We start from the raw sequence: 26,112 nt of genomic DNA on the forward strand, positions 1-26,112 counted from the left end.
CATGCTTTCTTTGCATATCCGTTTCATCGTCATTTCGTTTGCTCATACAGGGCAGGGCGCATATATATCAGCAGTTCAGACCTTTCAATCATGCTTTTTGCATATCCGTTTCATCGTCATTTCGTTTACTCATATCATTTTGTGTCGTATTCGTTTCATTGGCGGAACTTATGATGATGATTCTTGTCCTCCTCATTACATCCGCAGCAATGACTTTCATTACATCCCATGCGATGTCACCTGATTGCACCCCCGGCAATGTTACCCCATTATTTCCGCAGCTATGCGGCGTGCCTCCATGTCGGTGGCTACGTATGTTTCGTATGTCGGTTCAGGGTCAAAGGTGGTCCTTCCCATCGTTTTCTCGATTATTTCGCTCATCTGTATGAATCCGCAACGGCCGTCAAGGAATCCGCGGTTGACAACCTCGTTGGCCGCATTCACTATGCATGGCATGTTGCCCCCGCGGTCAATGGCCTCGAAAGCCAAGGCCAGACAGCGGAACTTCTCCATGTCAGGCTTGAAAAACTCCAACGGCTGTGAAAAGAGGTCGAGACGTTCCGACGACAGATGCAGGCGCTGAGGATAAGAGAACGCATACTGTATGGGCAGACGCATGTCCGGCACGCCCAACTGGGCCTTCACAGCTCCGTCGCGAAACTGTACCGCACTATGCACAATAGATTGCGGATGCACCAGCACCTCTATCTGCCGGGCATCTACGCCGAACAGCCATTTGGCCTCTATCACCTCGAATCCCTTGTTCATCATAGTGGCGCTGTCTATAGTTATTTTGGCCCCCATCTCCCATGTCGGGTGGCGCAACGCGTCGGCTTTGGTCACTGTGGCCAGCCGGTCCGTCGTCATGTTGCGGAACGGGCCTCCAGAGGCTGTCAGCAGTATCTTCTCGATCTCGTTGTCGCCCTCGCCTGCTATGCTTTGGAATATGGCCGAATGCTCGCTGTCTACGGGCAGTATCGGTGTGCGGTATCGTGTTGCAAGTTCCCTTATCAGCTCTCCCGCCACCACCAGTGTCTCTTTGTTGGCCAGACAGATGGTCTTTCGTGCCTTGATGGCATGTATCGTCGGCGACAGCCCTGCGAAGCCCACCATTGCCGTGAGCACCATGTCTATAGGTCCTGATTCCACTATTTCGTCTATAGCGTCCGGACCGGCATACACCTTTATGTCCGGTTCGTCGGCCAGCAGTGTTCTCAGTTTGTCATATAGCATCTCATTGGCTATGACCACCGCCGCAGGCTTGAACCGTCGGGCCTGTTCGGCCAGCAGTTCCACTCTGTTGTTGGCCGTCAGACAGTACACCTCGTACAGGTCCGAATGCTCCTCGATTACCTGTAGCGCCTGAGTGCCTATAGAGCCGGTGGAGCCGAGTATGGCGATTTGCTTCTTGGTTCTTTCGTCCCCTCTTGTTTCGGAAAGGGGGGATGCGTGTTGCTGTTCCATGTATTATATATAATGTATATATTTTAATATATGTAGAAATCCTATGTTTTCGTTAAGCCGGATGAGCAGAGCGAAACTTGTTTCGGCCCCGGCATTTTTATGCGCTTGCAGGGCCATGGCCTTGCCATTACAGTCCCTCCGGCAGATTCATCACAATCTTTCTCCCTTTGGTGTCCACGCTTACAATCAACTCGTCGGCGGCAGGAATCAGCCGGCCGTCCTCCAGTTCGAACAGCGTGTTGACAGTCGAGTCGTCTACGCCCGCTATTCGTCCGATGTTCCGCCCGCTGTGCGAATCCACAATCTCATATCCCGTAATGGCTGCCCATGACGAAGCCTCGCTGTCGTTTTCGGCTATTTCTCTTGGGAAGAACACTTCGCAGCCCGTCAGTTCGGCCGCTCTTTCCTGATTGTCGATGTCGCAGAACTTGACAAGTGCGGTCTCACCGCTGCGGAAGCGGTATTCCTCGATAAAGAACGGCACCATGATGCCGTCCATCCGCAGCACGAGATAGTCACAGTCGGCGCGGTCGAAAATATCGTCGGCAAAGTGGAACGACACTTCTCCTTTCACACCATGGGGCTTGCCCAGTCTGCCAATCCTGTAGACGTCTTCTTCTCTTATCATAGGTTTCAGTTTTCCCGTTTTATTCTTGCTCCGAGCATACCGAGACGGCTTTCTATGTCTTCATATCCGCGGTCTATCTGTTCGATGTTCTCGATGCGGCTCGTACCCTGCGCACTCATGGCCGCTATCAGCAGTGCAATACCCGCACGGATGTCCGGGCTGGCCATACGTCCTGCTTTCAGGCGTATCTTGCGGTCGTGTCCCACAACCACGGCTCTGTGCGGGTCGCACAATATTATCTGTGCACCCATGTCTATCAGTTTGTCCACGAAAAACAGCCGGCTTTCGAACATCTTCTGATGGAAGAGCACGCTGCCCCGTGCCTGTGTGGCCACAACGATGAGCACAGAAAGCAGGTCGGGTGTCAGCCCCGGCCACGGTGCGTCGGCCAATGTCATTATCGTTCCGTCGATGAACGAGTCTATCTGGTAGTGGTCCTGGCGTGGTATGATGATGTCGTCGCCGGCTACGTCTATTTTTACGCCGAGACGTCGGAAGGCATCGGGAATGATGCCGAGGTTTGCCACCGACACGTCTTTCACCCTTATACCGTGGCCCGCCATGGCTGCCATGCCGATAAACGATCCCACCTCGATCATGTCGGGTAGTATGCGGTGTGCGGCACCGTGCAGGCTTTTCACGCCGACTATGGTAATCAGGTTCGACCCTATGCCGCTTATCTGCGCTCCCATACGGTTGAGCAGATGGCACAGTTGCTGTATGTACGGTTCACATGCCGCGTTGTATATTGTTGTGGTGCCTTCGGCCATTACGGCTGCCATGATAATGTTGGCCGTGCCCGTGACCGACGCTTCGTCGAGCAGCATGTAGCAGCCCCTCAGTCTTTTGGCGCCTATCTCGTAGACATCGCGTCCGGCGATATGGTGGAATTCGGCTCCAAGGTATTTGAACCCCAGAAAGTGGGTGTCAAGCCGTCGCCGTCCGATCTTGTCACCGCCCGGTTTTGTTATTACTGCCTTGCCGAAACGGGCCAGCAGCGGACCTATCATCAGTACCGAGCCGCGCAGCGAAGCGCATTTTCTCACGAAATCGTCGCTTTCGAGATAGTTCAGGTTTATGTCGTCAGCGCGCAGGACATATTCTCCCTGTGCAGGTCGCTCCACTTTTACGCCGATGTCCTTGAGCAGCAATATCAGGTTGTTCACATCAAGAATATCGGGGATGTTGCTTATGCGCACATCCTCGTCAGTCAGCAGTGACGCGCAGATCACCTGCAACGCCTCGTTCTTTGCCCCCTGAGGCGTGATTGTTCCGCTCAGCGGGTGCCCTCCTTCTATTATGAATGCCGACATCGTACCTATTTTCTTTTCTTCTTTCTCTGCATGTCGCCCGTTTCACTTTGGATTACCGGTCTTTCAAAGCGGAATGTACTCAGGTCGAGCTGGATTTTTCCGTCCGTGTAATTGGCAAGGTCCGAGGCCACTCTCTCGTCGTCCATCGAACCGTGGCCCCATGTGGCAAGGTCGCGTTTCATCTGGTTGGCGGCTATGCGTGTCAGTTCGTCGCGTTCCTCACCCTCGGGCATCTCTTTCAGCCGTCTGAATATCTCTTCCATCAGATGGCCGTAGTGGCGCAGTTGCACCCTGTCGCCTTTTCCCGGCAGTTTCATCGGCTCCGGTTTTGCCAGTATTTTCTCAGCTTCCGACATGTCGTATGGCCATTCTATGTCGAGCTTCTTGTGGCTCATGAGGTACAGGTGGTCCCACAGAGTATGTTCGAAGTCAGAGTTTTCATGTTGTTGGGTAACTTTCGTTCCCATCATTCTCACTATGCTCTCGGCGCAACTCTGTCTCTCTTCTCTTGTAGGCAATGCTACGGCGTAGTCCACCATCTTTTGTATTTCACGCCCATACTCCGGCATCATCAGCGGCTCGCGTTGGGTGTTGTAGTCCAATCCTGTTATTTCCATAATGATATTAATTCCCTTTAAAAAAACTCCTTGGAAGCTTTTCCTACAAAGTCTTTTAGGTAAAACGGTACAAAATATGCCACATCCTCAAACTTTTCTTCTGCCATTCGCTTTTCTGCCAGCGGCTGCATCCATCGTGCCAATGGTTTGACATCTTCTATCAGACGGGCGTTGGGATGGTCGATTGTTTCCATGCATTTGGCGGCTCCATTACCGAAGAAATACACAGGATGGGTGTCGAGGAGTTCGCGGTAAGTATTCTTGTCGACGATATCGGCGCTGGTTTTCCTTACCGGACGCAGGGCCCTGTCGTACACCGTGGCATAAACTTCCATGCGGCGTGCATCGAGCATGGGGCACAACAGGGCATCTTCTTCCAGTTCGTCATGTCCCAGCAGCACCGGCACGCACATCAGTTCTGGTGTCGGCACGGCCAGCAGTTTTAAGCCGCGCCCGTAGCATACGCCCTTGGCCATCGATACGCCGATGCGCAGTCCGGTATACGACCCGGGACCGCAACTCACCGCTACAGCGTCCAATACAACATGACGGTCATCGGCAAAAGATAGGGCTTCGTCGACAAACACACCCAATATCACTGCGTGGTTGGGCCCCTCATGGTCTTCTCTGTTGAATATACATTCTCCATCTTGGCTTAATGCCACGGAACAGACGTTGGTGCTTGTTTCAATGTGTAATATGCAAGCCATAATCTCCTTATTATGTATATTTCTTAATGTGTGTATATATTATGAATATTTGTTTCAATACCAATAAAATGCAAAAATACGGATTTTTTCTGTCAATATGATACCTTTTATAAGAAATTAACGGTTTCACGGACATGAAAGATCGTTTTCCGACATAAAGTCAAGTATTTGTTTTTGTCATAAAGGCGCACACATCCTACGAATCGTAATGTGGATCAACATGATGGCTGTGTGCTTGTTGTCTTTTCATGACGTATCCTTTCTTATATCCACACATGACGTATCCTTTCTTATGCCATACTTGATGTATTCATAATATGCGGTTTCTTCTTTTCTAATTTTGGTACATCTTGACATGTATTGGTATTTGCATCCCGATACACATTATATTCTGTATTATTGTCATGTTAATTCTGAAATTTTAACTTTTCTTTTTTCTCAAATTAGAAAAGCCGTGAGGCCCTCTCTGCTTTCTTGACACACGTTTTTTGCATGGAAAATTTGCCGTAAGGGCCTCCCGGCACTCCCGCGAGGGCCGTTTCGCATTGCAACAAGGCCGTAGTCGCAATGCAATAAGGGCGTTATTGCAAGGTGATAAGAGTCTCTCTGCTTTCTTGACAAAGCCGCTCTTTTGTAAAGTGCTGACTGTCAGCACTTCCCTTTTGAGCGGAAAATCGTGTTTTTCGGGGTGTCGTTCGAAAATGGCGGTCCGGATGTTGCTTAACATATGTTAAAGTAAAGAAAAATGGAAATACAAGTATGATAGCCGGTACTTATGTTTTAGTGGTGTTGTCGGTTTAAGGCCGAAAAGAAAACAGTTGTTTTCAGTACAATCTGACATACAATAATTTGGTCTTCAAATTGTCATAATCCATGGCTCTTGATTGACCGGAAAACCTTTGTCGGTAGCATTAAAAACTCTGAAAATAAGTTAGTCAACAGAATTAAACTACATTATCGTACGGACATCGGATGAACGCGACATGTTTGGGCAGAACGCACCATAGATGAACGCGACATGTTTGGGCAGAACGCGTCCATAGATGAACACACCATAGATGAATACACCATAGATGAACGCGCTTTGGATGGATGCGCCCCAACGGGGCAACGAGCACATAGCCCGGGGTGCCGCTACGCTCTGCCCCGGGCTATGTGCTCGTTGTCCTTTCAGGACGCCCCTGTTACCATTTATGGTGCGTTCATCTATGGTGTGTTCATCTATGGTGTGTTCATGCAGGACGCATTCTGCCCAAACATGTCGCGTTCATTCGATGTCCGTACGATAATGTAGTTTAATTCTGTTGACTAACTTATCAAACTGATTTTGTAGATAAACTTATGTTATTTCTATCTAAAGAATTCTGCTTTCTGTCATAACCCGAGTTATGTCATAAACAACGTTTTACTGTTATATTACCAATTTTTAACATATATATAAACTTTTAATAACTAATATTTATTAATTTTGCAGCCGAAATGAAATTAAAAATGGTAAGTATTAAATATAGGAGATAGACGATAGATTTACCAATTCGGAAATATCCTGGTTTTTGCTTATTTTATTATAATATAAAAGTGAAATGAAATTTGTAAAATTGAAGGGTTTGTTGTACCTGTGCTGCCTTTGTCTGATGTCCGTTACGGCATCGGCGCAAGAGGTGACAAACAAGTCCCATGTCGATACACTTTCCTTGAAAGAGAGGCTGACGTTTCGCACGAATATGGTAGACTGGACAATGCTCGTTCCGAATATCGGCGTAGAGTTCGATATCCGGAAAGAGAATTGGAACCGTTGGACTGTAGGACTCAACTTTCGAGGAAACTGGCAGACCAGCCACACTTTCAAGCCCGGCCTTGTTTACAATATCCGTGGAGTGCGCGCAGAGTTCCGCAATTATTGGCGCACAAGACAAGTCGGCGAACAGTATCCCGCCCATACGGGCAAGATAGACCGCCTGTTCTCATGCCGTCGCACAACGGTGAAGCGTCCCGGGGTTGTGTGGTATCGCGGAGCATACGTTTCGTACAACGATTTTTCAATCAAACTTACTCAAAAAGGATACCAGGGACAGGCCTACACATTCGGTTTCACCTATGGTATGACGAAGCCGCTCTACGTGTTCAACAACGGAAGCAGTCTTGACCTCGAGCTTGGCATCAGTGCCGGTATTTCCTATGCACGTTACGATGAATACCGTCACGACCGCGAGAGCAATTGTTATCCTGTCACCAAGACCGGAGACCCGAAGGTGGTGCTGCCGCCGACAGTGAGCGACCTGCGCGTAGGCTTTGTATATAGAATAGGTAAGTATCCTCTTGCCAAGAAGTATCATTGGCGTTACGATGTTGACGAGGTGTACAGGGAGTTGCAACAGGCTATTGCCGACTCTCTTGATAACGTCCGGCGCGACAACAAACTTATTGACAGCCTGACAAACGATGCACGTAATACCTTCTGGCATGTTTACGACTCGGTATACACAATAAAGAAGCACGAGAGCGACTCTCTGAATGCTGTCAAGATGAAGCAGGACGCACTCGACAAGCAGAAGCAGGCCGAGGCAAAAGAGCGTGAGCGTAAGGCCAAGGCAGACGCCAAGGCCGCCGAAAAGCAGGCCAAGACCGCAGCCAAGGACAGTATCAAGGCAGGCAACGACAGCGTAGCCGTAGAGCCGCAGACACCCGTCGACAGCATTGCCACGGAGTCAGCCCCCGGTGACGGTGGCTCGGTCGAAGAAGAGACGGAGTCTGACTCCACAACTCCCACAACTCCCACAGAGCAGAAATCTGCTCCCACAGAGCCCACTTCTCCCACCAGTCAGGAAGAGCCCGATAGCCCATCTCAAGAACAGACAGAAAATGAAAATACCAACGCTGCAGACAAAGAAGAAGAAGGAAAGGAGGCCGGTGATGAAGCATAACATCATGAAACATCTGCTGACGGCATCGCTCGTCATGTCGGTATCCGCGTTTACGGCCTGCTCTGTAGACGCTGACCTTTGCGACTCTTCCGTACATCCTCACGAGGGAAGGCTGAATTATACTTTCGATTGGGGTGGATATGTCGACAAATATGCCTATACAGCCAACGACGGCAACACCAAAAGTGCCCTTCCCGACTCGATGTATATCATCGCCACTCGTGTCGTAAATTTCCACAAGACGGCAATGGTAGTGGGAAGCGGCATCCCGGGAAAAGGCAACACCGGGTATTTCGTATTCAATCCTCCGAAGTACGACCCTATAGCTACAACTCCCGACCCCACTCCGGAAGAGGAAAATCCCACTCCAGGTGAAGAGAATCCCGACCCCACACCGGATGATGGGAATCAGGATCCTCCTTCTCCCAATACCCCACCGGCAGAAGCCGTCACCCGTGCCGGCGAGACCTCGGACCCCACCGGTTCTGCCAACAAATACGACGCCATCAAGCGTGTCGGCGGTATAATGGGAGAGTTCCCCGTCGCCGTGGGCTCATACAAGTTCGTGGCGTTCAATATGGACACAGCCTCTTTCGACTACAAGAGCGTGGTGGACTATATGGTCGAGCCGACCACCGACAAAAAGATGCAGGACATCTTCGTGGAATACAGACCTTACGACAAGACCGATGACAAGCTGGGACATCTGCTCAAAGACTGGCAGGACTACAACAGCTATGCCCCTTATGTGCAGACAAACATCAAGCCGGTGTTCTTCGATACCATTCCGGCACGCGACATAGTAAAAGGCAGGCAGGAGGTAAAGTTCAAGCCAATGCCCGTGACGCAGAATATTGATATCTATTTCACTATAAAGAAAGAGTTTCCGTGTGATCCGAAGACAGATATCGACTCCACTTTCGCAATAGATTATGTGGTGTGTGAGATGGCTGGCATACCATACAAGGTAAACCTGTTGAACGGATACATCGCCATAGAGAAGACACGAAAGGTAATGTTCGAGACGGAACTGCTTAAGAAAGACGGCACCCCGCTTGAGGAGGACACCGAAGATAACAAGGTAGTGAGGGTACACGCCAATATAGATGTGCCTACGATAGTAGAGAACAGCACGTCGACCATGTATACAGGCCCCGGAATAATGCAGGTGATGATAATGACACACGGAACGGATCCCGGAACGGGGGAGCGGAAAGTGAAGAAACTGCAGGGAAAGATAAATCTGTACAACACCTTGAAACGTGCCAAGCTGATAAAAGTCACCGAGGACGGCAGATATGCCCTGCGCAACGGCGACAGCGGAGTGCTCGACATTGTGGCGAACATTGTCGTCAGTGGAGGCAACGTTATAAAGAACAATGACAACAACGGTGGTTTGGACGTATGGAAAGACTATACCGGCAGCAAGATAATCGTGGACATCTGATTGCATGCTGAAGACGACAACGGGAATATAAAAACAAGAAAACGACATCGAAAAATATATAACAACAAACCGATGATGAAAAATAGACTGCGTATAGCTACATCGATTGCGCTCGTGGCATTGGCCGCACTTTCGTCGTGTTCGGACTCATATCCGGGACTGACTTATGATTATAATGGTGATAAGATAACCAACAACGAGACCTACGACAAGACTCCCGTTATGGTCTTTGTCAACAAGCAGAACTTCTTTTCTGTCTCTGCAACACGTGGGGGTGATACCGAACCGGGAAAGGGTACGGGACCGTTTGATGAAGAAAGTATCCTTACAGAAAAATATACAAAGGCCAGATTTTATATTTATGCGTTCAGAAAAGAAAAATATGCGAACGACAAGGACAATGATCTGACGACAGAGCCGGACCTTACCTATACGCGACTTTCCGAAGATAGGCCGCAAGACGAATTTGCCTTGAACTGTCTTGTAGACGGGCCTGACTTTAACTATGGCATGCCGGCCAGACTTACCAGTGACATGGCGGGGTCTTTTGACTTGTTGTACAAAAAAGATGATCAGGATAAAGGTAGCACGATCGGAAGTGGAAATTTCATTGATGAAGAGACGAAAGAAACGCAAACACTATACTACAGTTCAAAATATCAGAATGTAGGATATAATTTCTTCGCATATTATATAGACAGTCTTAATCTTGAAAAACATTCGGTTGATATTCATAACGTGAGCCGGACCCCCGAGTCTGTGGCTTACGACATTACCATAGACGGCACGCAGGACATCATGTGCGGAAGCGCACCGGATTTAAGAGCGGATATGTTCGGAGTAGGAGAAGACAAACGGTATGACATCAATATTACTAAAGAGGAGCGTGACGTAATCATAAACCAAGGTGGTGGAGGATACAGCACGTTTGCCGCCCACCGTGGGGTCTATCCTATCGTCGATATGAAGCACCAGCTTGCACAACTTAATTTTGTCGCTTATCCTGGAGATGAGAGGTGCAAGGACATTGTCATAACCGGAATAGAAGTAGTGGCTCCGACAAGAGGAACTCTTACGGTTGCGGCCAGGGATAAGAAAAATATAGGATTCAAGCCTGATATGGGCGCAGAAGGTTCTTTTTATCTGAAAGAGAAGTCTGTAGATGGAAACAAGTGTGAGGCTTTGGCGCCTGTTCCGATGAAATGGCCCTATGATGAAAACAATAACAAGGCTCCGGAAATCTATTCTGAAAGAGAAGCTACTGAAATAGGCGGCTCCATCATGTTGCCTTCGCAAGGTTCCTATTATATCAGACTGCATTTCAAGCAGATGAAGAAAGATGCAGCGGGTAACGATACTGAGCCGCAGAAACTGGTAGCCACGTATACAATCGAAGCTCCGACAGCGGACGAGTCGGGTGAAAAGGTCTTTAAAAAAGGATACAAATATAATATATATATAGTGGTGTACGGTCTGCAACCTATCAAGATGAGTGCTTCGATAGAAGGTTGGCATGAAGAGAAAGACCCTATAATAGTGGATCCCGATGACCCGAAGTACGACAACAACCCCGACGACCCGAATGATGAGGATAACTTGCGGGCCGAATAAGCCGGAAAGAAAATAAGTATGAAACTTAAAGTATAAAATCACATTAATTATTAATTAACAAATTAAAAAAACATGAGAAAATCATTATTTTTTGCACTTGCCGTAGCAGGTATGCTCAGCAGTTGCTCGTCTGAAGATGCTATCAGCACTGACGCCAATGTAAACAACGGAGATCTCGTTCCTATTCAGCTGGGACTCACCAATTCTGTAATCACCCGTGGTGCCGGTACTGTCGGTGGAGTTACAGAAGAGGAGAATGTATGGAAGAACCAGACTGTAAACGTGTTCATGCTCAATCAGAATACACTTGATGAGGCCAAGTTTACTTTGAAGGATATCAACGGTAACGAACTGCCTTCGGAGGATCTGTTCTATAATACACCTATGATTACTCCCGATGGTGTAAATTCTGCTGTGGCAAGTCGTGTTGACGGTCAGTTGAAATACTATCCTACACAGGGTAATTATGACTTCTGGGCATACCACGTTGATGAATACGGAGTAGGTGAGCCGGCTGTTGTATCAGAGCCGCAGAAAGAGGGAAACTATCTTTATGTTGATATAAAACTCGACGGTTCGCAGGATGTAATGGTGGCAAAGGCTGTTCCCACAGCAACAGAAGTGGAAAAACTCGGAGCAGGAAACGAGACACGTTATTATTCGGCTTTCGCTGCCCGTAAGGAAGTACAGCCATCAATGGAGTTCAAGCACTTGCTTTCTCGTCTTCAGTTCAATGTACTTGGTGGCAACTCTGATGCATGCGCAGGCTCGGCTTCTGCCGTAAACGTTAAGAGCATACAGGTCAAGTCTCTGCATACAGGTAAGCTGGTTGTTGCTTATACCGGCGAGGAAATGGAACAGCTTATCTTGAAGAACAGTGAGGCTGCCGATACGGCTTCTTTCGTCTTGAAGCAGCGTGCAGAAGGCGACATGGCTTTCAAGCAGCTTGTAGACCTTGTTCCTGTACAGCCAACTTGGGATGTTGAAGCAGATACAGCTGTGAAGACTCGTGTAGGTGAGGCTTTGCTCGTTGCTCCGGCCGAGAAATATGAGATGACTATCGTATTGAGCCAGAACGTTCAGGTAAACGAGGACGGCACAACTGAAGAGAAAGAGTATAACTATGTTACTACAATCGCTCCTCAAAAGGGTGCTGCTTCATTTGTAAAGGGCAGCTCATATAATGTGAATATCACAATCTTCGGCTTGAGCGAAATCAAGATCACTACCGAGTTGAAGGCTTGGGAGCAGGGTGAGGATGTAAACCTCTTCCCCGAGGATGATAACATTTAAATAAATTTCCACCAATTCAGAATTCATTTATGAAGAAAAACTTGTGGATACTTGGCTTTGCAGCCGCCTCGCTGATGGCGGGTTGCTCGAGCAACGACGACGTGCTGTCGTCGTTGCAGGGCCAGCCCGACGCAGACATAAATGCCGGCAACAGCAATGTTGAGATACGACTGGCATCGAGCGCCGGCGGCACACGTTCGAGCGTGGAGTCGACTGCTGACGGACTTTTCGAGGCCGACGGGCTGGGCATCTTCTGTCTGGCCAAGGGCGTGCAGGGTGTGAACCCCGCAGAGCGTCCCATCGTGTGGAACGGTTACGACGAGCTGGATTTCTCCGTGTGGATGGACAATATCGAGACCAACGCCGAGTTCAACGCCGACACTACCGCCACCGAGCTCAACTGGGTGGACGGCAAGAAGTGTTTCTATCCGGTGGCCAACTGGTATACATACCGTTTCTACGGCTACTATCCCCGTGTGGAAACAATCTACAAATCGGAATCGCGTATAGAGGCGACCATACAGATCAACGGTACACAGGACGTGATATGGGGCCGCACCAACAACAACCATGACGATGCCTACTCCGCTAAATATTTCCGCAATCCGGAGCATGCCGACGAGACCCCGGGTATCGAGTTCGAGCACAAGCTGATGCGCATGACATTCAGTATCGTGCCGGGTCCGGACGCCAAGGGCGAGTATGACGCTGCGCTCACTATGGGCGTTAAGAGCATCAAGGTTAAGGATGTGCCAACGCAGCTGAACCTTGTGATTGCCGACCGCAACGATGCCACAGCCGAGGGTAAGGTGACGTTCGACTGGGACAATAATCTGGCCGACTTCGACCTGCTTGACGCTGACGACGCACCTTTCGGCGAAGACCACTGGGTGCAGATGGAGGAGACAAGGATAGGACAGGGCATATTGCTGCCCGTGCCCGACGAGCAGAAGGATGATCAGCACTATTACGTGGAGATCGTACTGAAAGACAAGGAGGGCAACGAGTTCATCTCGGAGCATCCTATCGAGTTGCAGAGTTCGAAGTATGAGGCAGGAAAGTCTTACAATGTGAAGATGACCATCAACGGTCCGAAGCTCATCACGCTCAATGCAACGCTCAAGCCTTGGGACCTCGACACCGACGGTACGATACAGGATGTGACACTCTAAACGGGGGATAAAAATCCGACAAAGACACTTTTTAAACAAAAAAAGAATAAAACATGACGATGGGAATGCGTGGGGAGACACGACATGCCTTTCCCGCATTTCCCGTCGCTTAAAGACAATAAGATGAAAAAGCTACTCTTGATAGTCTTCGTGGCGCTGCTGGGGTGCCGCAACATTAATGCGCAGATGCTCGCCGTGAACACCGACGCGCTCATGGACGTGATGATGACGCCGAGCATAGGCTTCGAGCTTGTCACGGGCGAACGCACATCGTTGGGTGTCAACGTGCTGGGCAACTACAAGCCGTGGGGCAAGGACATGAAGATGGTAGCTGTGCAGCCTGAATACAGGTATTATTTCTCAGGACGACCCATGTACCGGCAGTTCGTAGGAATAGGCGGCGTGGGAGCTTCGTACGACATAACATGGAAAGGCAAGGTATACAATGGAAGCGCTCTCGGTCTGGGCATCACTTTCGGATATGTCTTTCCCATCACCCACCGCCTCAACATCGACTGTCATGCAGGATTCGGGGCAATATACTACAAGCACAAGGAATACTTCGAGAAAGACAACTACGACCTCGACTATTCCGTAGGAGGAGTGCAGCGCACAAACGCCGAGGGATACACTCTCCTGCCCACACGCATCGGCGTGTCAGTGACATACATACTGAAATAAAATTTTTCCCACACAACCGCGTTGTTGATGTGCGTACCGATAATGGCATCTGACAAGACTGCGGCAGGGAACACCAAAAGAGAACATTCTTTTAAATACAAGATATATACAACAGATATTATAGATATGAAAGCGAGATACAATGTCATATGCATACTAATGATGCTGTTTAGCCTATGTTTCGGAGTGAACGAGACACGGGCGCAGGAAACTGTAGATGCAAATATTCGGGCTAAGTTCATAAATGAATATAATAATAAGGAGTCATACAAATCAGTCTTGTATAGAATATATGCAACGGAAGACGCAGCAAATGATGTTGTGGCGGCAATAAAACGTGTGAGTAATAAATCATCAGATGATTTTGCTGCAATAACCTCCATGCAAAAGATTTTGAAAGAAAAGAAAATAGTAAGTCGTTCAAAATCAAATGGACGTTTTACAAGAAGAGGTCTTACTCCTGGTATGGCTATTGTTGTGGTTGCGGAAGAGGATTTACTTGTAGAAAAGGTTGTTATAAAAGCAGGTCAGACGGATTATGAAGTTGTATTTAAAATAAAAGAGTTGACCAATGTGATTGCCAAAGGAACTAAGAAACCTATACCACGCACGACGATTGTGGAGACGGACAATGGTATGGAGCAATTCAAAATACATATTCCTATAGACAAAAAACTTATAAAGGACGCTTCGAGGCTTGTGATACAGACTTATGCCGTGGATTGCGCAACGGAAGATACTGTCTCTTATTGTGAGCCTATCGTGTATGAAGGAGGTAACTATCACGCTTTGCAGGATAAGCGTATGGATTTTGATTTCTTTAAAAATGATAAATTAGCTTATGGATTCAGATCGACGATAGAACAGCCGGCTGTCGGTGATTATTTCTTTGTTGACACGACTATTATTTATTCCAAACCGGATATACATAAGTCGTACAAGGGTCCTTGCACGTATGCAATAGAAGACTATCACCGTGTATATCATAAGGATGCTTTTGGTGGCTCGTGTCTTAGGATACGTCCGTTCAAGTTTTTGGATTTTTCTGTAGCTATTCCAGAAATGCCGCTGACAGAGGAGTTTCAGGAAGTCGCGGACCAAGTTACTGAGAACGTGAAGAAAGACCTCCGGTTGAGGTTTGTCACAGGAAAAGATATTCTTACGGAAGACTCCATCAATGATATAGAGCGCGACAAGCTTGTGCAGGAATTGAGGTCGTATGGTGATGATCTGCTGACCCCAACCATTATCGGTGCAGCCTCGCCCGATGGTGGTGACAGAATCAACTCAGAACTGGCACAGAAGCGCGCCCAAAAGGCACGTTCCCTAATTGCTCCTTTCTTGTCGCGCAGGGCAACTCCACATATAACGACAAAGATATATACATGGGATGAGGTGGCCGATGAGTTGGAAAAGAAGCGCTTGACAGCGCAAGCACAAGTCTTGCGTGACCTTATTGCCGCCAATGGCAGTAATAAGACGGCTCTCTACAGTGCTGTGAAACAGCTCGATTTCTATGAGACCGAGATAACGAATATTTTGGAGAACATGCGTGTGATGAAATGTGAGTATTCCTATATCAAAGAGCACGTTATGGATGCCGATGAAGCTGTGGAAGTTTATTATAGAGATAAGAAGGCTTTTCTTTCAGGAGATAAGAAATTTTCAAGTGGTGACTATTATAACCTGTATGCCACAATTGAAGACAGTTTGGAGCTTGATACTATTACAGTGATGGCATATAAGTATTTACAGACGCGTCCGGATATATATGGTGAGAAGATTGCACCTTATGTATATAATCGTATGGCACGTATGATGATGCGTGTCGGAACACCGGATACAACCATTTTGGCTCCTTTTATAGATCAGTTCGAGACAGATACTACTTATAATAAGGTTGATTGGGCTGTTAACAGGGACGGTTCTATAATAAAGATGAACCGTAGTGATTTGCTTGTTACTCAGGCTATGAGTTTCTATAATTTGCAGAAATTTAAGAGAGCAATGGAATTTGTAGCATGGATAAAAACTGGTAAAAATGTTCCTGCCGGTTTGGACAAGTTGGAGAAATTCATCAATCTTAAAAACTATTTCGGTATTGATGAGAATAGACCGGAGTTTAAGCAAGCCCGCGAGTTTGTAGAGAACTCGAGTTATGAAAACAAGGCCATTCTGCATACGGAGATTCCTGAGTGGAGAAACTCATTTGAGGATACGGATGATTTGATAAATCGTCTTGACAATAGTAATCCAAAAAAATGGTATCTTAAAGGAATTCTTTGGGCGGAGAAACCAACAGCAGCCGGTACGGATGAACTAAGTTCGTATTATTCCGAAGAAGAGAGTGACGGATTCCATCTGCTTTCATCAGAAGAGGAGCAGGCTCTGATTATGAAAAAAGGTATGTCTGCTTTTGAGGAATATGAAAAGAAAAAGAATATATATTTAGAGGAACATAAGGACGATGTACAGCAAGAGCCTGTGAATACACAAGGTGTAAAGCATTATCTGGCTTATTTCCATCAGAGTTTCAAGCTGCAGCCGAGTTTTAAGGGACTATATTATAATGAGGGACACATCACCGAAGAGATGCGAAAGAATTCTAAGTATCTGAAGAAAGATTTCGCTGCATATGATGAAATATTCAAGTTGTTGCAGATTCGTGATGACAGGCGCAAAGACGAGTTGGAATCAGGTCAGACTGATGGTGAGGAAAAAAAGGCTTCAGACGAGGCTACTGTTGATGGCGGCAATGAAAAAACTGATGCAGAAACAGCACCGTCTGATAAAGAGAATACATCGACAGATGAAACAACTACTGTAGATAACAAAGAATAGGAAACGAAACGCAATGAGGACAAAGTTTTATATATTGATTATATGTCAGGCATTGACGGCCGTTGTATATGGAAGAACCGGTAATGCCATTGATATTCCGGCCAATAAAAACGTTGTGGTTTCGGACTCTATTCCTGAGGACGAGTCAGCTTTGGGTGCCGATACAATAAAAAACGGAAAGAATATTGCTAAAGGAACCAATGCCATGGATTATCTCCTCGAGCGCCGTTATCTCGCCGATGGCGAGACATTCACCAAGCGGTGGGACGACCACCTGTTTGTAGAGGCCGGTGCCGGTGTGGAGCAGATGGTGCCGCCGGGTGCCGGATATAAGTTCAATGCTCTTACCGTGGCTCATCTTGGTGTTGGCAAGCAGTTCAGCAAGCTGCATTCTGCCCGCGTGTTGCTCAACGGGGCTTTCGGCTATCAGCAGGACAAGGACAGGCTGTATTACAGGATGGGAGTAACGGCCGATCACCTCTTCAGTCTGACATCTTATTTCGACGGTTTCAAACCATCGCGTTTGCTTGATATCTCCACTGTTCTCGGTGTGGGAGCACAATATGCCAAGTATGGCCGTCTGGGCCGTTCGGGCACCTCGTTTGATGTGCATATGGGGTTGCAGTTCCGCTTCTTCACCGGTCCGCAGGGCTACATCAACATCGAGCCTTATTACGGACTTGCCACTGACAAGCGCGACCTGAGCGAAAGCCGCAACTGGAGGAAGATAGACATGTTCTACGGTGCCAACGTAAACTTCATATACTATCTGCACAACAATCTTTCTCCCGAGTCGCGGCAGCACTTTATAAAGAACCGTGCCGAGAGTAACGAGCTTGTGGCCGACAGCACTGCACTCGACTCATGGCGGCAGCCTTGGTTCTTCGAGTTTTCCAACGGCATCGATTTCACCGATTCACCGACACTCGGTCTTACCGAAACCATGGGACATAACTTCTCCATATCTGTGGGCAAATGGCTCTCGTCGGCCATCGGTCTCCGCTTTACTGGAACATCGTCGACAGTGACATGGCAGAAGGAGGTCACACCGGAAAAGCTGTCACCGTATCAGCCGCCGTACGAACGTGACTTCCGTAGCTGTTACGTGGGCATGCGCGGTGAGGCCCTGTTCAATCCGCTTGGTTTCTCGGCCAACTACAATTGGGACAGCCCGTTGGGATTCTATCTGCTTGCAGGAGCCGAGATGGGGCGTATTATGAAATATCAGCCGGGACGGCACCTCAGCTGCAACACTCAAGCTTATACCGTAGGCGCCCACTTGTGGGCACGCCTGTCGGACGGTCTGCAGGTGTTCGTGGAGCCGAGGTACACCAATTATGTATATAAGGTGCCATACTCCAATGCCGCATGGAACAAATGTTTCTCCGACAACACATATTCGCTGAATATGGGATTGACAGTGTCGACAACGGGCATGAAATATCGTCGTGCCAATACAGCGGACGACAGTGAGATGCGCCACATTGTGGTCGGACTTGGTGGCGGTACAAACATAACGCAGACACGCGACGGCTATAGCGGTTCGGCCGGAATGCCGTTCAACGGTATGGCTTTCGCCGAGTATCATTTCAACCGCATACATTCGGCCCGTGTGGCTTTCGAATATCTGTCGATATCACGTGCCTCGCTCAGTTCGTTCACCGACTACCGTATGGACAGTCCCGAGTCGGGGTATGCCCCGGTGAACCGTACCGGATTGTGGAATCACCGTTACTATTTCGGATTCGTATCGTTCAACTATATGGTCAATCTCACGAATCTGTGCAACGGCTATCGTCCGGGACGACGTTTCGAACTTGAGGCGTATGTGGGCCCCACATGCAACATGCTCTTTGGCGAGACGGCAACTCTCGATTCGAATGAGCGTCTGCAGGAGGGGCATGAGTGCCGGCTGAACAATGAGGCCAAGACGGCGACAAAATTCGGATTCAATGCCGGTCTGAAACTCAATGCCCATATCACTCCGCGTATCGACGCGTTCTTCTCGCCTACAATATATGCTTTGCGCAATTTCGGAATAGACGGTGTCAACTTCACCAAACTGCGCCATATAGAGACACTCAACGTGGGTGTACAGTACAAGTTCTGATGCGTTTAAGCAGAGATTCATAACTATAATATATACAGAAAACAAAGTACATGAGCAATATGAGAAAGTCGACGATATATGCCCTGCTCGCACTTTTCGTGTGGACAATGGCCGTGCCCGCTACTGCGCAGAAAAAGCAGCAGAGAAGCATGAAGAACCTCGACCCTGAAGCAACTGTCGAGGCTGTAAAACAGGTGATACGTAAACATCAGGGACTGGGAGGTGCAAACTTCATAGAGACTGAAATATATCCGCAGTTCAAGAAGAATCCCGAAGTGCTCACCAATATAGCACATGCATTTGATTTTCAGGCCAATGATACAACCAATGCCTTTATATATATAGAAAGAGCATTGGCTGTCGATCCTAAATTTGTGCCGGCATATGTGGAAAAAGGCAGCATATTGTCAGGTTGGGCGAAAACCCAAGAGGATACACTTGCTGCATACGGATGGTTTGACAAGGCTATTGCAATGAATCCGAAGAGTCCGTTGGGATATCAGGCTTATTCCAAGGCCTTGGCAAAGCAGCATGACTATGACGGCGCTGCGAAGAAGTTGGAGGAGATTCTTCAACACGATCCTAATTATAATGTATATGTTGAAATAGGAAACTTGTATGGAGCTGCGGAAGGACTTGATTATGCCAACAAGGCTATCGAAGCATATGCCAAGGCAGATATGGCTCATATGACATCCAATCAGATTGCCGGTTATGTTACATTGTTGCAGGCTGCCGGTAAGGCAGGACAGCTTGGCGCTTATAAACGTTCAGACTCTCTGCTTACGTTGGCTCTCACCAAATATCCTACCGATGCGAAGCTCAATCGGTTGATGATGCAGAATAGTGTGGCTATACAAAAATATGATCAGGCTATTGCCGCAGCCGATGTCCTTTTCAACAAGTCAGACAGTGCGGAAATAAGTCTTGATGACTTCATGTCGTACGCCAAGGCATACGAGGGACTTAAGAACTATAATGCAGCCATTGATCAATATCGCAAATGTCTGGATTATGAGATTGTACGCAAGAACTACAAATCGGATGATGCCTTTGAAAACGCTAAGTTTAGAGAGGAAAGGCAGAAAAATACAGCTTGGCAGGCCATTGCAAAGGCTTATGATGCGTCCGGATATACGGATAAGGCAATCGAAGAGCAGAAGAAATTTATCGAGCACAGACGTGAACAAGGTAAACTTGATGCTCCGGAACTTCAGCAGTTGGCAAGATTTTATGAAAGTCAGGCTGAAATATCAATGGGTGAGGAGCAGCGTAATATGTATAAAAAATATATAGAGACTTATATAGAACTTGCAGAAGTCTCACCTCAAAATGCAGCATTAGGCTATTTTAATGCTTTCAATTATGCACGTTACAAGTTGGATCCGGAGAATAAAGAATGGCTTTACGTGCCTTATGCGGAAAAGGTGATGGAACTTATTCCGTTCCCATTTGCTGAAGATGCTGGTCAACGTGATAAAATTATGCTTGAAACAGTTGTAGCACGTCTTGGCTATGATTATTTTCAAAATGACCAGTATAAATTAAGTGGAAAATATTGGAGGATGATAGCTCAAATTAATCCGGATAATGCTATGTATCTGCGTTTGTATGAGAATAAAATTATACGTAAAAAACTCGGTCTTTAACCCTCTTTCCATAAAAATACATCAAGAATACAACAATATATAATGAAACCATATAATATTAAATCATACTTAACAATATCCGCGATGGCGCTTGTGATTAGCGCTTGTAGCGACAGCACTTATGAGGGCGATGCAGACGTGGTGACAGAGGTCGCGCGTCTGCGGCTCTCTGCCGGTGCAGGCATAACGGTGGCTCCGGCCACCCGCAGTACTAATCTTGACTTTCAGAACGGAACCTTTGCCGAGGGAACCGAGATAGGACTGTTCATGATGCAGGGCGCCACGTTCCAGAACTATCTCGACAGTGCCGACGCAGTGCATACGCCCGATGCCGGTGAAACGTACGGCATACGTGCCACCGTAAAGAGACTTAAGGAGAGTGGCAATGCCGGGCTGGCTGAAATGGTGGCGGCGGCATACGTTGACGGCGAGCACTATGGTTACGAGAATATACGGGCGTATATAGATGCCGACGGCAGCATACGACGTGCCGACGGCGGGCCAGACTTTATATATCCTCTTCACACGTCCGACCGTGTGGCTATTGTGGCGTATGCCCCTTATGACGATATCCTCACTTACGACGACCTTGTCGGTGGTGTGCCCGTTGCCGCCGTTGCCGATCAGCATACCGACCATGCGCTGTTCAACAGCGATATCCTTGTGGGCATACCGGAACAAGGCAATCCGTTCCGTGGGGCCGACGGCGAGCCTGTAGGGATCGGTTTCAGACATGCCATGTCGAGCCTTCAGCTATATATGACAATCACCAATCGTCCGGAGTTGCGTTCCGACAGTATTATCGTTACAATGAACGATGTTGCCTTGGCAGACACCATCTTGTTGCCCGCTTCGGCCCGCTCGTTGCAGCAGGGCACGGGGGCTGCGTTCCTCGGTTCGGCAGCTCCTACGGCTGAGGCCGACACCATGGCGTTCCGCACGCGTGGCGACGTGGTGATGGCCCGCATGGCCGGACTCGGTTCGCGCGGTAACGGTGAGAAAGTTACCCTGTCGTGCAATGCCATAGTGTTGCCCCAGACGTTTGCCGAAGGCACACGCCCCACGTTCGAGATAACGCTGAAAGGCCGCCCCGACGGTCTGGCCGACACTACCATCGTGCGGGCCGACATGAACGACGGTGTCGTCTTCCGTTCCGGAAAGATGAAGATTTACCGCACTTCCATTCCCGCCGTTTCCGATGACACTCCGGGCGAGACCCTGCCCGACGAGGGAAAGGACGATGTGATACTTGGCAGTCCTGAAAAAGAATAAACGCTTATTTGTTATATCATATAGAAGATGAGAAAAGGATTATTATTGTTGATGTTTGCCTTTGTGTGCACCGTTGCGGGCCACGCCGAGTCTGTCAGCCGTGCGGAAGCATTGCGGAAAGCGAAATCTTTCATGCAGGACAAAGGTATGGATATGTCACGTCAGATGACCGAGGCGACCCGTGCACCGCGCAGAAAATCCGGCCATGCGGATGCGTCGTGCTACTATGTGTTCAATGCCGACAAGGGTTTCGTGATCGTCTCCGGTGATGACCGTACCATGCCGGTATTGGGCTATTCGCTCTCGGGCAGTTTTAATCCCGACAGCATCCCCGATAATATGCGTGCATGGCTTCAGGGCTATGCCGATCTGATAGACAATCTCGACTCACTCGGTGTGACGGCCAAATATGAGTATCCTTCATCTTCGGCTGTTCCCGCAAAGATGGTGAAGTCGGCCGACGGACGCTTGCAGGGCATGCCTGCGATGGCACCGAAGCGTGTCATCAAGCCACTGCTCACGTCTACATGGAATCAGGACGCTCCGTATTGGGACAATTGTCCTTTGCAGGAGTATAATGGTTCCTATTATCATACATATACGGGATGTGCGGCTACTGCTATGGCGCAGGTGGTGAATTATCACAAATATCCCGATGTAATATCTACTGACATGCCGTCGTATGTTACAAGAACTTATGGAATAGAGGTTCAGGGAGTTCCAGCCGGCTCGGTAATCGACTGGGATAATATGGCCGATGATTATACAAACTATCGGTATATGACAACGGAATCCAAACAGGCTGTTGCCAATCTGATGCGTTATTGTGGCGTCGCGCTGGAGATGAATTATACTATATTTGAGTCCGGTGCTTATACCAGCAGTACTGTTCCGGCATTTAAGAAATTCGGTTACGATGAAAACATTTACCGTGCAGACAGAAGCAATTATACAATATCAGAGTGGAATGCTTTGTTGTGTAACGAACTTCTAAATAATCGGCCTCTGTTCTATGACGGCCAGTCAACAGGTGGTGGACATGCTTTTGTGATTGACGGTTACGACGGAGAACTTTATCACGTCAACTGGGGATGGGGAGGTTCTTGTGATGGTTATTTTGCCGTGTCTGTGCTCAATCCCCACAGTACGGAAGGCATAGGCGCCAGTTCAACGCCTGATGGTTATAGCATGGGGCAGGGAGCTATTATCGGTGTGCAGCCTCCCGGATCTCCCAATCCTGTGGGACCGAATAATTTCGACAAAATGATGACTTCGTTTCTTCGTGTTGACAATACAAACGTAATATTTGATATTTACAATGCTACAGGTAAGACAAATGTGTTTGATGTTGCCCTTGTGATTAAGAATATGACGACAGGAGCCGAATTTCAAAGTCTGTTAGTTGAAGGTGCTGAGTTGCAAAATAATTATGGATGGTCTGATATTCACTATGATATGACCGGATGGAGGGGTACATACAAGATATATCCCGTAAGCCGCATTTCCGGAACGGAGGAGTGGTTGTATGACCATGATGCCGAACGTTTCTATGCATTACTTGTTGCAGACAAGAATGGAATACAGAAATTGGAGTTGCATCCCATGGTAAATATAGAAGCTACAGATTTTATTGTTCCGTCTAATCCATCAGTAGGAAATGCACAAGTGATAAAAACCACGGTTAAAAACAATGGTGACGAGTTTAACGGTACTCTGTATTTTTTCAAGAGAATAGAGGGTGAGGACGAATGCAGTCTGTTTAGCCGTACAGGTGTTGCTATTCCTCAAGATGGAGAAGTCGAGACCGAAATACATATTACACCTGATGTATATAAGAATCATCACATATATGTGGTGGTTGACAAAAATAACGATGGTGAGGTTGATTTCAATACCGAGGTTATCGGTGAGTGCATGCTGACGTTTGACGGCGGCGAGCCTGTGGTAAATCTTCAAGCCGTTTCGGCAGCGATGTATAACGACCCTATCGTCGGCGAAGAGTTCCGCTTCTACGTTACGATACAGAACAACGGTGACGATTATAGCGGTCCGCTTCATCTGTTCCATGCTTCTGAAAGAATGATCCAAGAGGAAGGCAAGGTATGGCGTGGCATGTCTTACGACAATGTGTCAATCGCCGCCGGCAAGACGGTGGATGTCGATTTCTCTTTTGTTCCCGACGAGGCAGGCGCAAACCGTGTTTATATTTCAACAACATCAGATGTGAATGATTATTTTGTTTGGTTTGGTTTGGACGTTGCCGGTGGCGTGACGGATGTTGACGGTGATATCAACGGTGACGGCCGTCTGGACGTTACCGACCTTGTCACGCTGTCCAAGTACATTGCCGATGGTGACGCAACCCATGTGCAGACGGATAAAGCCGACCTTAACGGTGACGGCCGTATAACGGTGGCCGACGTCGTGGAACTGGCGAGGCGCATAGCAAACCAATAATCATGAACCTAAAATATTACGAAGATGAAAAGACATATATTGATATTCTGTATGCTGGCTGTGTTTGGCGTATGCCGCGCCATGGCCGGAGCCACAATGACGGTGTCCGAGATATATTACAACGAGACATACGGATATTGGGGTATCGACATAGGTATAGAGAACGACGGTGTGCCGGTCAACGCTTTCCAGTGTGACGTGGCAAAACCCGGGACATTTGAGTTTGTCAACGATCAGACCAACGGTTTCCTTTATGCTTTCACCGGCAGGGCGCTGAAGCCCGGCGGACTTGGCGGCGGGACTCTCCCGACTCATAGCATAACGATGGCCATGCGTCCCAACGGCACGCTGCGCGTGGTGGTATATTCGTCTGACAATACAGTGTTCAGCGGTGATAGCGGTGCGGTGCTGTTCCTTGCCATGAACAAAATCGGCGGGACGGAAGCCGGTGACACTCCAGCCATGGTAAACCTTACAAACCAGGTGCTTACCTACATAGTGGATGATAAGGTGAATTCGATATATCCGGACGGTATCATCAATGATCCGTTTCTCACCTGTTACGATTCTATGGGCAACAATGTCGTTCTGTTTGCGTTAGGGGGCTACGACACTTCTGACGGCATATATACCGACCTCGGGTTTATAAACAATGACTTGAAGACAAACGACCGTGTGGTGTCTGTCAACATGCTTAATATCGGCGGGTATTCGGTCGGGGATTTCATGCTTGAGCCCAAGAATCCCAATGCGCTGATATACACGGTGTCTCAGGATGACTTCTCGAATAATGTAGCAAACAAGCTATATCTTGAAAATGACGTGACAGGCGGTCTTTTCTGGCATAGTGAAGGTGTGGTTCTTGATGACGAGGGATTGTCGTTCGACTTCCCTTATGATGCCTATGCAATAGGTGGCAGTCGTGCCGACATTTCGTTCTTCTCTTTCATTCGCGATTTTCCCGGCGGTCAGTGGAGCACTGTTATGTTGCCCGTATCGTTGTCCGATGAGCAGCTTGCCGGAATCAAGGCGTCGGGGGTAGAGGTGGCACGTCTCGACAGTTACGATGCCGGACAGGGAACCATAACGTATGCCGAGGTTGAAAAATTTGAGGCCAATACGCCTTATCTTGTTCGTCCTTCCGGTTCTGAGGCTAAAAATGTTTTTGGGATCGGAGTTGAGAATGTACGGCTCTATCCCACTGACACTCTTAATGTTGTCCGTGCGGGTGACATATCAATGCACGGCAATTATGAATATACCGAAATAAGTTCCACCGACAAGGTGTGGCGCTATGGTTACGATGCAGAGACGGGCGAATTCGTAAAGATTGGCAACAATTGCAAGTTGGGACCTTTCCGCTGTTATCTTGAACTGCCGGTGTCGGCACAGACTGTTGCCTTCAGCCGTATCCGCATTGCCGGAGCAACGCCTACTGGTATTGAGAACATTGATACAGATGCCGGTGCTGCTGCGGGACTTGTATATTCCGTTGACGGCAGGCGTGTGTCGACCGACGTCAAGGATTTGCCGGCCGGTGTATATGTGGTCAATGGCAGGAAGGTCGTGGTGAAGTAGGATTTGTATTGATTGATAACCGGGAATAGAAGACGGATGATTGTGATTTGCTTTGTTCTTAGTCGGGCAAACCACAATCATCCGTCTTCAGTTCCCGGTTATCAACTGAATTATATATTTTTCCGTTGAGGCATTGAAAAACTTTCCTCAAAGCATACGCGATAAAGAAAAAAACATTATCTTTGTCCTTGACAATTATTGGCTATTGTTTTTAATTTGCCTCACATCAATCAACAAAATATAATGTCTATGTGCAACAACAACCAATACATCCGTTTCGACTGGGCCGCCAAGCGCATTCTTCGCGACAAGGCCAACTTCGGTGTTCTTGAAGGTCTCGTGACA

The 26,112-nt window shown here is 48.0% G+C and carries 19 protein-coding genes; 14 read left to right on the forward strand and 5 right to left on the reverse strand.

Features of this window, described 5'->3' with window-relative positions:
• On the forward strand, window positions 1–244 hold a 244-nt coding region (locus HPS55_RS14105; protein ID WP_216655540.1), incomplete at its 5' end, for a hypothetical protein.
• Window positions 245–261: 17 nt separating this feature from the next.
• Here HPS55_RS14105 and HPS55_RS12715 read toward each other — a convergent pair.
• The 5 genes from HPS55_RS12715 to tsaB form a co-directional block, all read right to left on the reverse strand.
• On the reverse strand, window positions 262–1,464 hold the full coding sequence (locus HPS55_RS12715; protein WP_172177725.1) for a 1-deoxy-D-xylulose-5-phosphate reductoisomerase: 1,203 nt from the start codon (window positions 1,462–1,464) through the stop codon (window positions 262–264).
• Window positions 1,465–1,591: 127 nt separating this feature from the next.
• Entirely contained in the window at window positions 1,592–2,092 is a 501-nt protein-coding gene (rimM, locus tag HPS55_RS12720; RefSeq protein WP_172177723.1) for a ribosome maturation factor RimM, read from the reverse strand.
• A gap of 5 nt (window positions 2,093–2,097) precedes the next feature.
• On the reverse strand, window positions 2,098–3,405 hold the full coding sequence (gene murA / locus HPS55_RS12725) for a UDP-N-acetylglucosamine 1-carboxyvinyltransferase (RefSeq protein ID WP_172177721.1): 1,308 nt from the start codon (window positions 3,403–3,405) through the stop codon (window positions 2,098–2,100).
• Between the two features lie 5 nt (window positions 3,406–3,410).
• Window positions 3,411–4,022, reverse strand: coding sequence for a DUF4290 domain-containing protein (locus HPS55_RS12730; RefSeq protein WP_172177719.1), 612 nt, complete (start codon window positions 4,020–4,022; stop codon window positions 3,411–3,413).
• Between the two features lie 17 nt (window positions 4,023–4,039).
• The gene (gene tsaB, locus HPS55_RS12735; RefSeq protein WP_172177717.1) at window positions 4,040–4,732 is read right to left on the reverse strand and encodes a tRNA (adenosine(37)-N6)-threonylcarbamoyltransferase complex dimerization subunit type 1 TsaB; all 693 of its coding nucleotides are present in this window, start codon (window positions 4,730–4,732) and stop codon (window positions 4,040–4,042) included.
• 1,018 nt (window positions 4,733–5,750) lie between these two features.
• On the opposite strand from tsaB, the gene HPS55_RS12740 reads away from it, so the two are divergent.
• The 13 genes from HPS55_RS12740 (at window position 5,751) to HPS55_RS12800 (ending at window position 25,767) form a co-directional block, all read left to right on the forward strand.
• Window positions 5,751–6,026, forward strand: coding sequence for a hypothetical protein (locus HPS55_RS12740; RefSeq protein ID WP_172177715.1), 276 nt, complete (start codon window positions 5,751–5,753; stop codon window positions 6,024–6,026).
• A 289-nt stretch (window positions 6,027–6,315) separates the two neighbouring features.
• A complete protein-coding gene (locus tag HPS55_RS12745) occupies window positions 6,316–7,656 on the forward strand; it encodes a DUF3575 domain-containing protein (protein WP_172177713.1) in 1,341 nt (446 codons plus the stop codon).
• Window positions 7,595–9,103, forward strand: a complete 1,509-nt coding sequence (locus tag HPS55_RS12750) for a hypothetical protein (RefSeq protein WP_172177711.1) — start codon at window positions 7,595–7,597, stop codon at window positions 9,101–9,103. Before HPS55_RS12745 ends, HPS55_RS12750 begins: the two co-directional genes overlap by 62 nt.
• Before the next feature lie 72 nt (window positions 9,104–9,175).
• The gene (locus HPS55_RS12755; protein ID WP_172177709.1) at window positions 9,176–10,714 is read left to right on the forward strand and encodes a fimbrillin family protein; all 1,539 of its coding nucleotides are present in this window, start codon (window positions 9,176–9,178) and stop codon (window positions 10,712–10,714) included.
• A 72-nt stretch (window positions 10,715–10,786) separates the two neighbouring features.
• The gene (locus tag HPS55_RS12760) at window positions 10,787–12,007 is read left to right on the forward strand and encodes a fimbrillin family protein (RefSeq protein WP_172177707.1); all 1,221 of its coding nucleotides are present in this window, start codon (window positions 10,787–10,789) and stop codon (window positions 12,005–12,007) included.
• Between the two features lie 29 nt (window positions 12,008–12,036).
• Window positions 12,037–13,179 (forward strand): fimbrillin family protein, encoded by a 1,143-nt coding sequence (locus HPS55_RS12765; RefSeq protein WP_172177705.1) that lies wholly within the window; start codon window positions 12,037–12,039, stop codon window positions 13,177–13,179.
• Between the two features lie 123 nt (window positions 13,180–13,302).
• A complete protein-coding gene (locus HPS55_RS12770) occupies window positions 13,303–13,860 on the forward strand; it encodes a DUF3575 domain-containing protein (RefSeq protein ID WP_172177703.1) in 558 nt (185 codons plus the stop codon).
• Window positions 13,861–14,253: 393 nt separating this feature from the next.
• Window positions 14,254–16,701: an OmpA family protein gene (locus tag HPS55_RS12775; RefSeq protein WP_172177701.1), complete on the forward strand. Its 2,448-nt coding sequence runs from the start codon at window positions 14,254–14,256 to the stop codon at window positions 16,699–16,701.
• 13 nt (window positions 16,702–16,714) lie between these two features.
• Window positions 16,715–18,811: a hypothetical protein gene (locus HPS55_RS12780; protein WP_172177699.1), complete on the forward strand. Its 2,097-nt coding sequence runs from the start codon at window positions 16,715–16,717 to the stop codon at window positions 18,809–18,811.
• A 59-nt stretch (window positions 18,812–18,870) separates the two neighbouring features.
• Window positions 18,871–20,460 (forward strand): tetratricopeptide repeat protein, encoded by a 1,590-nt coding sequence (locus HPS55_RS12785; RefSeq protein ID WP_172324989.1) that lies wholly within the window; start codon window positions 18,871–18,873, stop codon window positions 20,458–20,460.
• A gap of 84 nt (window positions 20,461–20,544) precedes the next feature.
• Window positions 20,545–21,732 (forward strand): fimbrillin family protein, encoded by a 1,188-nt coding sequence (locus tag HPS55_RS12790; RefSeq protein WP_172177695.1) that lies wholly within the window; start codon window positions 20,545–20,547, stop codon window positions 21,730–21,732.
• Between the two features lie 27 nt (window positions 21,733–21,759).
• Window positions 21,760–24,189, forward strand: coding sequence for a C10 family peptidase (locus HPS55_RS12795; RefSeq protein ID WP_172177693.1), 2,430 nt, complete (start codon window positions 21,760–21,762; stop codon window positions 24,187–24,189).
• A 24-nt stretch (window positions 24,190–24,213) separates the two neighbouring features.
• A complete protein-coding gene (locus tag HPS55_RS12800; RefSeq protein ID WP_172177691.1) occupies window positions 24,214–25,767 on the forward strand; it encodes a hypothetical protein in 1,554 nt (517 codons plus the stop codon).
• Window positions 25,768–26,112 lie beyond the last annotated feature (345 nt).

Origin of the sequence: Xylanibacter rodentium (assembly GCF_013166575.1) — a bacterium.
Classification (GTDB): domain Bacteria; phylum Bacteroidota; class Bacteroidia; order Bacteroidales; family Bacteroidaceae; genus Prevotella; species Prevotella rodentium.

Bases quoted from the DNA above. Each gene is read 5' to 3' on its own strand.
- HPS55_RS12715 (WP_172177725.1), bottom strand. From the start codon at position 1,464: ATGGAACAGCAACACGCATCCCCCCTTTCCGAAACAAGAGGGGACGAA.
- rimM (WP_172177723.1), bottom strand. From the start codon at position 2,092: ATGATAAGAGAAGAAGACGTCTACAGGATTGGCAGACTGGGCAAGCCC.
- murA (WP_172177721.1), bottom strand. From the start codon at position 3,405: ATGTCGGCATTCATAATAGAAGGAGGGCACCCGCTGAGCGGAACAATC.
- HPS55_RS12730 (WP_172177719.1), bottom strand. From the start codon at position 4,022: ATGGAAATAACAGGATTGGACTACAACACCCAACGCGAGCCGCTGATG.
- tsaB (WP_172177717.1), bottom strand. From the start codon at position 4,732: ATGGCTTGCATATTACACATTGAAACAAGCACCAACGTCTGTTCCGTG.
- HPS55_RS12740 (WP_172177715.1), top strand. From the start codon at position 5,751: ATGTTTGGGCAGAACGCGTCCATAGATGAACACACCATAGATGAATAC.
- HPS55_RS12745 (WP_172177713.1), top strand. From the start codon at position 6,316: ATGAAATTTGTAAAATTGAAGGGTTTGTTGTACCTGTGCTGCCTTTGT.
- HPS55_RS12750 (WP_172177711.1), top strand. From the start codon at position 7,595: ATGAAAATACCAACGCTGCAGACAAAGAAGAAGAAGGAAAGGAGGCCG.
- HPS55_RS12755 (WP_172177709.1), top strand. From the start codon at position 9,176: ATGATGAAAAATAGACTGCGTATAGCTACATCGATTGCGCTCGTGGCA.
- HPS55_RS12760 (WP_172177707.1), top strand. From the start codon at position 10,787: ATGAGAAAATCATTATTTTTTGCACTTGCCGTAGCAGGTATGCTCAGC.
- HPS55_RS12765 (WP_172177705.1), top strand. From the start codon at position 12,037: ATGAAGAAAAACTTGTGGATACTTGGCTTTGCAGCCGCCTCGCTGATG.
- HPS55_RS12770 (WP_172177703.1), top strand. From the start codon at position 13,303: ATGAAAAAGCTACTCTTGATAGTCTTCGTGGCGCTGCTGGGGTGCCGC.
- HPS55_RS12780 (WP_172177699.1), top strand. From the start codon at position 16,715: ATGAGGACAAAGTTTTATATATTGATTATATGTCAGGCATTGACGGCC.
- HPS55_RS12785 (WP_172324989.1), top strand. From the start codon at position 18,871: ATGAGAAAGTCGACGATATATGCCCTGCTCGCACTTTTCGTGTGGACA.
- HPS55_RS12790 (WP_172177695.1), top strand. From the start codon at position 20,545: ATGGCGCTTGTGATTAGCGCTTGTAGCGACAGCACTTATGAGGGCGAT.
- HPS55_RS12795 (WP_172177693.1), top strand. From the start codon at position 21,760: ATGAGAAAAGGATTATTATTGTTGATGTTTGCCTTTGTGTGCACCGTT.
- HPS55_RS12800 (WP_172177691.1), top strand. From the start codon at position 24,214: ATGAAAAGACATATATTGATATTCTGTATGCTGGCTGTGTTTGGCGTA.